Annotated in this window: 9 protein-coding genes; 4 read left to right on the top strand and 5 right to left on the bottom strand. The window is 58.9% G+C overall.

Annotated elements, in window-relative coordinates; all coding sequences use genetic code 11:
• From C5P05_RS10345 to C5P05_RS10325, 5 genes are all read right to left on the bottom strand, one after another.
• Positions 1–1316: MASE3 domain-containing protein (locus C5P05_RS10345; protein WP_198674690.1), on the bottom strand; the 1316-nt coding region annotated here is incomplete at its 3' end.
• A gap of 109 nt (positions 1317–1425) precedes the next feature.
• The gene (locus C5P05_RS10340) at positions 1426–3000 is read right to left on the bottom strand and encodes a methyl-accepting chemotaxis protein (protein WP_114969746.1); all 1575 of its coding nucleotides are present in this window, start codon (positions 2998–3000) and stop codon (positions 1426–1428) included.
• A gap of 29 nt (positions 3001–3029) precedes the next feature.
• Entirely contained in the window at positions 3030–5222 is a 2193-nt protein-coding gene (locus C5P05_RS10335) for a putative bifunctional diguanylate cyclase/phosphodiesterase (protein WP_114969745.1), read from the bottom strand.
• 182 nt (positions 5223–5404) lie between these two features.
• A complete protein-coding gene (locus tag C5P05_RS10330; RefSeq protein ID WP_114969744.1) occupies positions 5405–6010 on the bottom strand; it encodes an ANTAR domain-containing response regulator in 606 nt (201 codons plus the stop codon).
• Positions 6011–6015: 5 nt separating this feature from the next.
• The gene (locus tag C5P05_RS10325) at positions 6016–7551 is read right to left on the bottom strand and encodes a sensor histidine kinase (protein ID WP_114969743.1); all 1536 of its coding nucleotides are present in this window, start codon (positions 7549–7551) and stop codon (positions 6016–6018) included.
• A gap of 307 nt (positions 7552–7858) precedes the next feature.
• Here C5P05_RS10325 and C5P05_RS10320 point away from each other — a divergent pair, with 307 nt between their 5' ends.
• The 4 genes from C5P05_RS10320 (at position 7859) to C5P05_RS10305 (ending at position 11022) form a co-directional block, all read left to right on the top strand.
• Positions 7859–8128, top strand: coding sequence for a 2Fe-2S iron-sulfur cluster-binding protein (locus tag C5P05_RS10320; protein ID WP_114969742.1), 270 nt, complete (start codon positions 7859–7861; stop codon positions 8126–8128).
• Positions 8121–9428 (top strand): FAD-dependent oxidoreductase, encoded by a 1308-nt coding sequence (locus tag C5P05_RS10315; protein ID WP_114969741.1) that lies wholly within the window; start codon positions 8121–8123, stop codon positions 9426–9428. Before C5P05_RS10320 ends, C5P05_RS10315 begins: the two co-directional genes overlap by 8 nt.
• Before the next feature lie 63 nt (positions 9429–9491).
• Positions 9492–10343, top strand: a complete 852-nt coding sequence (locus C5P05_RS10310; RefSeq protein ID WP_232834424.1) for a transporter substrate-binding domain-containing protein — start codon at positions 9492–9494, stop codon at positions 10341–10343.
• A gap of 22 nt (positions 10344–10365) precedes the next feature.
• Positions 10366–11022 (top strand): amino acid ABC transporter permease, encoded by a 657-nt coding sequence (locus C5P05_RS10305; protein WP_114969740.1) that lies wholly within the window; start codon positions 10366–10368, stop codon positions 11020–11022.
• Position 11023: the final 1 nt, after the last annotated feature.

Genomic DNA, 11023 nt, shown 5'->3' with positions numbered 1-11023 from the left:
TCGCCCATGGCGTGTCCAAAACTGTCATTCACGGTTTTGAAATAGTCCAGATCAAGAAACAAAACAGCCACGCGCAGACCTGAGCGTCCGGCCCGCGCCAGGCTCTGGATCAGTTGCAAGCGAAACAACCAGCGATTCGGCAGGCCGGTGAGTTCATCGTGGGTGGCCTGATGCCGCAGTGATTCTTCAAATGTCTTGCGCTCGGTCAGGTCGCGCACATAGGCAATGGCGTGGTGCCTGCCATCGTCTTCCCAGTTCCCCAGCGAAATATCCACCGGCAACAGATGGCCGTCGCGGCGCAGCAGTTTCAAATCTGCCAAGCCCATGGCACGGGGATGCGGCGTCATGAAGTAACCCCGCATCGATTGCGCATGACGGTCGCGCAGATGCGGCGGCAAAAACATGTCCACGTTTTGCCCAATTAACTCGTTTAGAGCGTAGCCCGTTAGCGCTCCCATGGCTGGATTGGCCATCAGAATCCGCCCGGAGTTGTCCACCCACAAAATACCATCGGGCGCCGCGTTCAGCGTTACTTTTTCGCGCAGGTACTGTGCCTTCATGCGCTCCAGCGGTCGGCGCAGGGATTCGCTGAAGGTGGCATGGAGTAAATACAGGTAGGCTGCCACCTTGTATAGATGCCCCAACACATTGGCCCCATCTTTGTCGACGATCCCTAGCATCGTGACAAACAGTTCGGAGATCGCCGACAAAGCCACTGCAAAGCGAAGCGCCATGCCACATTCGTGTGCCAATTCATCTCGACGATGCCACAACACGCCAAGCGTGACAAGATTGACGGCGATGATCAACCATTCAAGACCAATCTTTAGCGGCGTCAGGCCCTGGCCTTGAATGAAGAACGCAGGCATGCGCTCGGGCCAGCGTAAGCCCACGTAGCCCACAGCGCAGACGAGCGCCAGCATCAGGACCAGGGCAAAACGCTTTTTCGCGGTGGTGACGGCAGGCATCGCCGGCAACAAGGCATAGACCAGCAGGGCGCTGGCGGCGAGAAGGCGCGCGACCAGCCAGAAAAAAATGGATTTTTGTGGGCTGTTGGCGGTTAGGGCATCCGGCATGCCCGCATAGCCCAGGGTGTGCAGAAAGTCGAGCAGGCCCACACCGAAAAAAGCCACGCCCAGCAACACCACAGCTCCCTTGCGCGCCGACAAAATGGCGCGGTAGCCGGTGACAAAAACCAGCATCGCCACGACCACCGCGAACAACTCAATCACGGTGTGCCAAAACACGAAAACCGCCGGTTCAATCACAATTTGCCGGGCCGGGTGTGACACCCACCACAGCAGGGGTATCGCCAATGTCAGCAGGATCCAGCCTACGGCATTATTTTTTGAAAGGTGAGTGTGTTCATGCTGCATCTACGGGAATTCTATGTTCTTGCGGCTCCCGCGCAGCGAGGCGACCGTGTCAAGCGCCCAAGCGGTGAAGACGTGAACTTTCAGGAGTCAGCTGGAATACCGCCACAGTGCCGACCAGGTCTTGTGCTTGCGCCTTCAGACTGCTGGCCGCAGCCGCCATTTCTTCAACCAGGGCCGCGTTTTGCTGCGTCACCTGGTCCATTTGCGAGACCGCCTCACCCACCTGGGACACGCCCTGGCTTTGTTCGCTGCTGGCGGCACTGATCTCGCCCATCAGGTCGGTCACGCGTTTGATGGAACTCACGACCTCGGTCATGGTGGTGCCGGCCTGATCGACTAGAACGCTACCTTGCGCCACCCGTTCCACACTGGCGTTGATCAGGCTCTTGATTTCCCTGGCGGCTTCGGCGGAACGCCCGGCCAGCGACCGGACTTCGCTGGCCACCACCGCAAAGCCGCGACCCTGTTCACCGGCGCGCGCGGCCTCCACGGCCGCATTCAAGGCCAGGATATTGGTCTGGAACGCAATGCCGTCGATGACGCTGATGATGTCAATAATCCTCCTGGAGGAATCATTGATGTCTTTCATGGTGCCCACCACCTGGGCTACAACCTCCCCGCCCCGGACGGCCACAGTACTGGCGCTCCGGGCCAACTGGTTGGCCATGGCCGCGCTGTCGGCGTTTTGTCTGACGGTAGCGCTGAGCTGTTCCATGGAGGACGCGGTCTCTTCCAGGGCGCTGGCCTGCTGTTCAGTGCGGGCTGAAAGGTCATGATTGCCCGAGGCAATCTGCGAACTGGCGGTGGCCACGCTCTCGGAACCCATGCGTACATTGGCAACCACATTGGCCAAGTTCTGTTGCATTGCCGACAAGGCCTGGAGCAGTTGCGCCACCTCGTCCCGGCCTTGCGACTGAATGGTCTGATTTAAATTGCCTTGTGCGATAGCGTTGGACACCCCCACCGCATGGCTGAGCGAGCGGGAGATGCCGCGAATCAGGGCAACACCGAACAGGATGGCGAACAACACGCCTGCCATGATGGAAATGACAGCGACGATCCGGATCGTGGCGTAACGCTCCACGGCGGCGGCATAGTCCCTTCTGGCGCTGTCGAGCTGGAAATTCATCAACGCTTCAATGCCTTCGTTCACCGGACCGTAAAGTGGCCTAACGGCTTGCACGACCACGCGGTTGGCTTCATTGATATCGTTGGCACGCAGTGCTGCCACGGCAGGCCTGAGGCCCTGCTGCACGAATTTGCTGCGACTCTCGGCAAAGGCTTTGGCGAGCTTGCCCTCATCCGGGGGCAGTGAGGTTGCCATGTAGGCATCCCAGACCTTGCTGATGGTGGCGATGTTGGCCTCAACTTCCGCCGTGTTCGGGGTGATGGTCTCGGGGGTTGGCGTGACCAGCGCGACGGCGATGGCCAAGCGGTTGCGCAGCAGTAATTTCTGGATCTCGGCAACTTGCCCGGTTGGGATCAGACGCTCTTGGTACACCGAGCGCAGGGCTTCGTTGGAATGACTGATGCCGAACAGGCCTACGCTGCCAATGGCAATCAGCAAGGCCGACAAAATGCCAATCAGAATGGTCAGGCGCGTGGAAATTTTCAGATTAATCAAGAGATGTCTCCAACGGTAATGTTTAATATTCAGGCCGTGATCGCCTGCATGGCCAGCACTTCAAATTCGGACAAGGGCATGGGCTTGCCATACAGATAGCCCTGATAGGTCGGGCAGCCAAACTGTTCTAGGCAAGCGCGTTGCTCCTCGGTTTCCACACCCTCGGCGATCACTGCAACCCCGAGATTGCCGGCCATGCCGATGATGGTTTGAACAATGACGGCGTCGTTGTGGTTGGTGACAATATTGCGCACAAAACTGCGATCGATCTTGAGTTGCTGAATGGGCAGATTGGTCAAGTGGGCCAGAGAGGAATACCCCGTGCCAAAGTCATCCATTGAAAAGTGAACGCCCTGACGGTTGAGCGTCTTCATTTTGTCGATGGTGTCGTTAATGTTGTGCAACACCACACTCTCGGTCAGCTCCAGCTTGAGCCGTGCCGGATTGACGCCCGTTTGGGTCAATACCCTGCTCACCATGGCAACGAAGTCGGGTTGACGAAACTGGTGGCCGCTGACGTTGACCGAAAGCAGAAATCTTTCAGTTGCCGGATTGGTCGACCATTCCATGAGCTGCTCGCAGGCCTTTTGCAACACCCATTCGCCAATCGGCATGATGAGTCCCGATTCCTCGGCCATGGGAATGAACTGGTCAGGCAGCACCAAGCCGTGTTGGGGGTGCTCCCAGCGCAGCAACACTTCGGCGCCCAATATACCCAGCGTGTTGTCCATCTGTATCTGGTAATACAGCTTGAGCTGCTTGTTCGGCAGGGCGTCACGCAGTTCAACCTCCAGTGCAATTCGTGATTCGATAGATGCCTGTATTTTGGGGTCGTAAAAGCGCAGGGCATTGCGCCCACTGCTTTTGGCCTGGTACATGGAGATGTCCGCGCGCTTGAGTAAATCGTCGATGGTGGCGTTCTGACCCAGAAACAGGCACAAACCCACGCTGGCGGCACCGTGGTGAGGCTGATTTTCCAGCATGCAGGGCTGGCTGATAGCTGTCAGAATCTTTTTACCAATAATCATCGCCTGCAATTCGGCTTGCGCTTCATTCGGGCTTAAATCAACCAGCATGACGACGAACTCGTCGCCACCCAGACGGGCAACTGTGTCGGCCTGGCGAATGCAGGACTGGATGCGTCCGGCGATTTCTACCAGAAGAGCGTCGCCGACATCGTGGCCACGGGTGTCGTTGATGCTCTTGAAGTTGTCCAGATCGATCATCAGCACCGCGCCATAGAGTTGGTTGCGGGTGCTCACCGACATTGCCCGCTGCAGGCGGTCACGCAGTAACCGCCGGTTAGGCAGCTTGGTGAGCGGGTCGTAGAAGGCGAGTTGGTGAATGGCTTCCTCATTCACCCCAAGTTTGGTCTGCATCTCCTGCAGCGCTCGCATCACTTTACTGATTTCGTCCCGGCCCTCAATCGCGATGGCGGTGTCATACCTTCCACTCGAAATCTGTTTGAAAATGGCGATCACCTGTTTCAGCGGATTGACAATGGATGTGGTCAATGTCAAGCCCAGCCAGGTCATGATGAGAATCGCCACGCCCAGCGCGCTGAGCGCCACCAGTCGCGTGGTTTCATAGCGTCTGACGCCAAAGGCGTAAGCTTCCTGAGCCGTCGTGAACTGCAATTGGTTCAAGGCTTGGAGAGCCGGGCCGGCTTGGTCGTAAAGCGCATGCGCTTTGCTCGCCAGCATTTTTGTTTCAAGATAGTCGCCGGCCCGCAATGACGCAACTGCGGGTCGCAAGGCCTCGTCGACGAAGGCTCTCCGGTTTGCCGAAAATCGGTTGGCCAGTATCCTTTCTGTGGGCGTCAGCGCGGCAGATGTAAAGGTAAGCCACAAGGCGCTGATCGCATCGATGTTTTTTTCTATGGCATCGGCAGCCGTGGACGCGACCAACTTGTTCATCACGAGTGTGGTGTGCTGGCCCGTCGGCGCAGCAATACTGACCTCAGTGAGCGACGCCTGCAACAGCATTCTGTTGGTCAGCATGAGGTTGGCAATGTGGGACAGTTGCTGCGTCGGCAGCATTCGATCTTCGTAGACAGATCGCAAACTTTCCTTGGAAGCTGCCAGTCCCAGAATGCCTGCGGCTGCCAGTAGCAGGGCAACCGACGCCGCCAACCCCATCAGCGTGAGCAGGCGCACACCAATGTTGACGTTCAACAAAAATCGCGGGACATGAAAATGAAAATTCTCAAGCTGTTTGAACACGGGCGCCTTAGTCCTCGCAGGGACATATCGTAACTTTCCGTCAAGCGTCAAGCGCTCACGGATGGGTAAACGAGGCGTGTTCAGGGCCTCAACGACCTGGAGCCGGGGTCAGGGGCCATCAGATTGATTGATGGTTATACCAGCAGTTGTCGCTCTGAATCAATAGGCGTTTTCAAGTAGATCTACAGATTCAGTGTCTCGCAGGCCTGTACGATGTCTTGGGCCAGGCTCGCCAGCTTGCACCGCCGACTTCGCGCCGATTTGCGCAGCAACTCAAAAGCGTCGCTGCGTTTGAGGTGGTGCTGCATCATGGTGATGCCTACGGCGATGCTGATGTCTCGTTCGTCATCCAGTGCCGCTTGCAGATGTTGCTGGGTCGACCGCAAATCCTGCAGTTCGTTGGCGCGTGCCATGGCGGCCTCAATGGCGGGTAACAATTGCGGAATATCCAGCGGTTTGATGGCATAGCCCAATGCGCCGCAGAGGGTGGCCTGCTCAACGGTCTGGGGGTCACTGTAGGCGCTGAGCATCATGAACGGAATGTGGTCGAGTTCACGCAGACGCCGGGCCAGGAACAAACCGCCCTGACCGGGCATGCGCACGTCCAGGATGGCCAGATCGGGCCGCACACCGCCGGCCAGCCAGGCCTCGGCGTCTTCGGCTGATTCCGCCGTGGCCACGCTGTAACCGGCGTCGGTGAGGCCGCTGGCAATCATGGCGAGCACCAGGCGGTCGTCCTCAACGACGAGAAGTTGCTTGCCCTGGGCGGTTGCCTTGGTGGCTGTCATATGGGTTATTTCAAATCCAGGGAAATTACGGGGGGCTCCAGCGTCAGAGACGTTATAACCCGGTCGCCATGTTGTTCCCTGACAATGCTGGCGCCATGGCGAGGCATCAATGCCGCGATCAACTGCAGGCCGCTATAGGGTGTGTTGGGCTGACCCGCCTCGATGGGCAGTTGACCCGCGTTGATGATGTTGATCTGCACGGCGTCCGGTTTGGCGCCTTTGCGCAATGTGATGCTCACATGCCCCTGCGTCTTGCCCCCGTGTTTGACCGCATTCACAATCAACTCGTTGATGATCAGCGCGAGGGGCACCGACTCCTTCTCGGCAATGACGCGGGGTATCCACACGGGAGGGATGTCCACGATGGCGGCTGTCTGCCACAGGTTTTGAACTTCGTCGGCAATGGCCCCGGTCAGTTCGCACAGCCGCACTGACGACGTGATGGCACGACCTTGCAAGCCGTGGATGACCGAGATACCCTGCAAATGGCTGATGGCCTGATTGATGGGCTCAGCCGTCGTGGGGTGTTTTTGAGCGAACTGGCGCAAAAGGCCGGAAATGCCTTGCAGATTGTTCTTGATGCGGTGATGCACTTCACGAACAAGCAGGTTGCGATGGGTGGCCTCGTTGCGCAGGCGCTGCTGTTCCTGCAACTGACTGCTGGTGGTATCTGTGAAATTACCGACGTGATGAGTGACCTCGCCCTTTTCATTCATGACGGCTGTGCAGGTAACCCGCGCCGGGTAATCTTCACCGTTCTTGCGTCGTTGCCACATGTCGCCGTGCCACGCGCCGGTGCGTCGGGTTTCACTTAACACCTCTTCATAGAATGAGGGTGCTTGCAGGTCTGACCGGAGGAGGGCTGTTGTTTGTCCTTCAAGGTCGCGCTGGGAGTAGCCTGTCATCAGTTTGAACGCTTTATTTACCCGCAAAATCTTCGAGTTTGCATCCATGACGACGATGCCTTCCTGGCATTCGAATGCGATGGCGGCAATGCGCAGTTGGGCGTCAGCGTGCTTGCTCTCGGTGATGTCGGTGACGGTAATGCGCACGACCGTTGCCTCGAATTCCGGACGCAGGCAGTCCAGTCGGGCTTGAAAGCTGCTGCCGTCGTCGCGTCTCATGGCCAACTCGCAACTCAGTCGTTCGTGCTGCCCTAGCGCGCTGCGCAAGAACAGGTGCCAACGGTCGCCGTCCTCGGGCATGACATGACTGGCGAAATGGCGGCGAAGCAATTTTTTCCGATCTTCGCCCAGCAGCGTGGCGCAGGTCACATTGATTTCGGCAATTTTCCCCTCGCCCGTTACGGTAAGGTAGCCCACGGGGGCAAAGTCGTAGAGGTCGACATAGCGGTCGCGGGATTCCTGAAGCGCGAGATGAGCCCGGCGCAGCTCCTCATTTTGGGTCTGCAGCTCGATCTGGTGGGTCTGTAGTTCGTGCAGCAGTTGCTCGACAGAATGTGCCGGCAGTGGCGGGACACACGTGGGTTGCGCTTCGGCAGCCATCTGCAGCCGATGTGTTGGGGTTGGTGTTTTGTTCATGGTCGACAACGCTGTCTCGGACTGCTTGCCAATAAAGTATACCGATGCCGTGTGCTGGCAATGGACGGTACGCTGGCAAACAGACTTTAGCGGCTCACCCGCAGCCTAATGGGGTTCAAATTTATCGACAAGTCCCATGCCTTTATTTGTATCGACCGGTTTGCCGGCGCCGGGGTAACCTTGTTCATCTTGTGCCATGCGTTTACGTCAGTAGCCACTTCATGTCCTTCTTTTCACTTCTGCGGTTTTCATTTTCCGGTTTGACGCCGTTCCCGCCCATTGGCGTCCCGTGGCCGGTGGTCGCACCATGAGCAACGCTTTTCTATGGACTGGCGACACGGTGACGTTTCGGCGTGGCGAGACCTATGCCGCGGCTTTGCGTCGCGCGGGCATCGATGACCTGGGGCCGGCCACGGGCCAGCTGCGCTCACGGTATTTTTGTGGCATTGGGGCCTGTCAGGCCTGCCTGGTGTCGGTGGAGGGTGCGAGCCCGGTCGAGGCCTGTCTGACCCCTGCCAAAGCCGGTGCGCGCCTGAGCCCTGCGATGCCCTTTCTGCAGGAATCCGGCCATGCTTGAGCCGGACGTGCTGGTGATTGGCGGGGGGCCGGCGGGCGTTGCCGCCGCCACGGATCTGGCCGAAATGGGGTTCACGGTTCTTCTGGCGGAGCAGCGTGATCGCTTGGGCGGAGCCATTCACCGTGCTTACGTCGGCGAAGGCCGGTCGCCGCTGCCCGTGCCGGGACGCCATCGGCGCAACTGGCAGCGCCTGCAGCAAAGGGTGATCCAGGCGGGCAGTCGCATCGTCACGCAATGTGAGACGATATTTCTGGGTGTTGATGGTGACGCACGGTTTCTGCTCGACGACCGCAGGGCAGGCCGTGTCATCAGCCTGCAGCCACAAGCGGTGGTTCTGGCGCTTGGTGCGGTTGAGCGCGTCTCGCCCCGGCCCGGCTGGGAGTTGCCGGGCGTGACCACGGCGGGCGGCATGCAGGTGCAACTGAAAGAAACGGGGGAGGCGCCCAAGGGACCGATTCTGGTTGCGGGCACAGGCCCGCTGTCGCTGGCACTGGCGGCCCAACTTACCGCGACCGGCAATCCGCCGGTGGCGGTGCTGGAACGGGGTCAACCTTTTCGCGCGGCATTCGCCCATGTCGGCGCGGCGATCGACGGCCTGCGCTCCTGGTCCAACATGATGGAGGGCTTGGGCTACGGCGCGCGCCTGTTGCTTGCCGGCGTGCCGTACCGGACCGGCTGCACGGTTACCGCCATTGAGGCCGTGGCCGAAGGATTGCGTGTGACCAGCCAGCACGCTAATGGAACGATCAGTCACCATCAAGTGCGCCACCTCGCGCTGCACGATGGGCTGGCATCCAACAACACCGGACTGCCAGCCCAAAGCATTGCCGGTGTTTTCGTAGTCCGGGCCGGCGACTGCCGTGAGGTGCTGGGCGCGGAGGGGGCTAGCAGCGATGGCCGCCGGGCGGCGCAACTGGTGGCCAAGCAGCTCGGGCGCCCGTCGCGCGAGGCCGCGTTTGATGCGCAGCTTTTCGCGGCACGCCGAACGCAAAACGCGATTGGGAAACTATTCGATGCGCCTGCTCTGTCGTCCACGCCAGATACCGTGATCTGCCGCTGCGAGGGTTTGCGCCGGGCCGATTTGGAGGGGCTCAAGGGCGTGCAGTCGGCGCGCGAAATACGGCTTGTCGGGCGCTTTGGCATGGGGGCCTGTCAAGGCCGGTTTTGCGCCCGCGCGGTCAAGGAAATCGCGGCTGAAGCGGCTGTGAGCTTTGACGCAGGCGAGCTGGGCGGTGCAACACTGCGATGGCCTTTGCGGCCGGTGTCGGTGGCCTCGCTTGCCGCCTGGACGGATAGCTAAAGTCAAGAAGTTAAGAGAAGTTTTGAAAACCGGCAATACATAGGCCATCAACAGGAGAAGGCGATGAAACTGAAAAATCGACGTAATTTCACCATCAACATCGCAGCCATGGTGGGCGCGACGTGTTTGACGGGCAACGTCATGGCGCAGGCCAAGGCCGAGCCCATGTCAACCTGGGACCGCATCAACAGCACCAAGACATTGCGCATCGGCGCGGTCGCCGGTGCGCCACCCAATTACCAGAAAAATCCTGGCACCGGTGAGTGGAGCGGCATCATGATTGACTTTGCCAAAGACCTGGCGGGCAAACTGAAAGTACGTCTGGAGATTGTTGAAACCACCTGGGGCAATTCTGTGCTGGACCTGCAGACGAACAAGATTGATATCTTCTTCGGTCTGAATCCGACGCCGCAGCGCAAGGAGGTGATCGAGTTTTCCGATCCGCTGTACCAGAATGCCTACAGCCTGATTGCCAAGAAAAACTTCAATCCCAAGACCTGGGATGAGCTCAACAAGCCAGAGGTCACGATTGCCGTGGACGTTGGTTCCTCCTATGACAACCTGGTCACCGCCCTGTATGACAAGGCGAAGATCCTGCGATTCGAAAAATCCAACGACGCCACCTTGGCTGTACAGACAGGTCGCGCCGATGTGCAGCCGCTGGTCGTGACGGTCTCGGCTGGCATGATCAAGAAGAACCCCAGCATCGGGCATTTGATTGTGCCCGAGCCCATCAAGGCCACCACCACCAATGCCGGCATGCGCAAGGAGCAAAGCAAGGTCTGGCAAGAGTACGTCGGCAAGTGGATTGCCGAGCTGCGCAAGACCGATGCCGTCAACACCATGGTGCTGTCCAACCTGGACAAGCTCATGGGCATCAAGCGCGACGAGATTCCGGTCATCGTCAAGTTCTGACCCATTACATCCTGGGGATTTTGTGTATCAGTGGAATTTTGATTTTCTGTGGGACTATCGGCATCTGTTCGTCTCGGGCCTGCTCTACACCCTGGGCTATACTTTTCTGTGTATCGTCCTGGGGCTACTAGTAGGTTTGGTATCCGGTATGGGGCAGTTGTCAAAATCAGCACTGATTCGCGTGCCTTTCAAAGGGTATGTCGAGCTGTTTCGCGCGACGCCGGTCCTGGTGCTGCTCATCTGGTTCTACTACGCTTTGCCGGTGCTGCTCGGCATCGAGATGTCGCCGGCCATGGCCGCCGTCCTCGCTCTGTCACTGTATGGCGGTGCGTTCTATTCCGAGATCATCCGGGGCGGCATTATTTCCATCGATCCGGGGCAGACCGAAGCGGCGCGTGCGCTGGGCATGACGAAGTTTCAGATCATGCGGCGCGTAGTGCTGCCGCAGGCCCTGCGGCGCATGACCCCGCCGCTCATGAACCAGTCGATCATGCAGCTGAAAAATACCTCGCTGGTTTCCGTGCTCGCCTTGCCGGATCTGGTCTATCAGGGGCAAGCGGTCGTGCACGAAACCTACCGCCCGCTGGAGACCTATACGCTGATTGCCTTGATGTACCTGGCGGTCTTGCTGCCCATCACCAGCCTCGTGAAGAAGCTGGAGAGCCGCGTCTCGGTCTGAA

The sequence above is a fragment of the Rhodoferax ferrireducens genome, from assembly GCF_003347515.1.
Lineage (GTDB): Bacteria > Pseudomonadota > Gammaproteobacteria > Burkholderiales > Burkholderiaceae_C > Rhodoferax.
Note: the sequence above shows the minus strand (reverse complement) of the source record. Positions and strands in the feature narration are given on the sequence as shown.

Bases quoted from the DNA above. Each gene is read 5' to 3' on its own strand.
- C5P05_RS10330 (WP_114969744.1), bottom strand. From the start codon at position 6,010: ATGACAGCCACCAAGGCAACCGCCCAGGGCAAGCAACTTCTCGTCGTT.
- C5P05_RS10325 (WP_114969743.1), bottom strand. From the start codon at position 7,551: ATGAACAAAACACCAACCCCAACACATCGGCTGCAGATGGCTGCCGAA.
- C5P05_RS10320 (WP_114969742.1), top strand. From the start codon at position 7,859: ATGAGCAACGCTTTTCTATGGACTGGCGACACGGTGACGTTTCGGCGT.
- C5P05_RS10315 (WP_114969741.1), top strand. From the start codon at position 8,121: ATGCTTGAGCCGGACGTGCTGGTGATTGGCGGGGGGCCGGCGGGCGTT.
- C5P05_RS10310 (WP_232834424.1), top strand. From the start codon at position 9,492: ATGAAACTGAAAAATCGACGTAATTTCACCATCAACATCGCAGCCATG.